The 747-nt window shown below is 33.2% G+C and carries 1 protein-coding gene; it reads left to right on the top strand.

Annotated features, from left to right (window positions below; translation table 11 throughout):
• The first annotated feature begins 136 nt into the window (after window positions 1-136).
• Window positions 137-706 carry a YqiA/YcfP family alpha/beta fold hydrolase gene (locus ACIR131C_RS21460; protein WP_051347448.1) on the top strand — a complete coding sequence of 190 codons (570 nt, stop codon included), beginning with the start codon at window positions 137-139 and terminating at the stop codon, window positions 704-706.
• Window positions 707-747: the final 41 nt, after the last annotated feature.

The raw sequence follows: 747 nt of genomic DNA, 5'->3' as shown, positions 1-747 counted from the left end.
TGAAATCATCCGTGATTATTGTGTATCTTAATGTCTCATTCTTAAGTTAAATGACTATAACTGGTAATGCGATCGCTATTTCCTGTGTTTATACTATGATAGATTCTGTAATTAATGCCATAAAAACTCCCTAATTATGAATTATCTCTATCTTCACGGTTTCGCTTCTGGTCCTAAGTCAAAAAAAGCCCAAGATATTCAACAAAGATTATCACAACTCCAAATATCAATGTCTATTCCTGACTTAAATACAGGTGGATTTTCTGATTTAACTATAACTCGACAAATTCAACAAGTTACTACTAATTTTCCTCCAGATTCTCAACCTGTTACCCTGATTGGTTCTAGTTTAGGAGGTTTGATATCTGCTCACATAGCACAAGAATATTTACAAGTAAAACGACTAATTTTATTAGCACCAGCTTTCGGTTTTTTATCCCATTGGTTACCAAAATTAGGAACAGGATTAAAATTATGGGAATTAACAAAATATATGATGATTTACCATTATGGCTATCAAGAATTACTCCCTCTACATTATAATTTTGTTAAGGATGCTCACCAATATTCAGAAGATTTATTACAACGTCCCCTCCCGACCTTGATTTTACATGGTAAATATGATAAAGTAATCCCTGTGGAGGCTAGTCGCTCTTTTTCTAATTCCCGTTCTTGGGTAGAATTAAAAGAGCTTGTCCTAAGTTGACAATTTAATAGACAAACCTGTACACTCATAGACAAACCTAT

The organism is Dolichospermum circinale AWQC131C (assembly GCF_000426905.1).
Lineage (GTDB): Bacteria > Cyanobacteriota > Cyanobacteriia > Cyanobacteriales > Nostocaceae > Dolichospermum > Dolichospermum circinale.
This window is presented reverse-complemented; position numbering and strand designations above follow the sequence as displayed.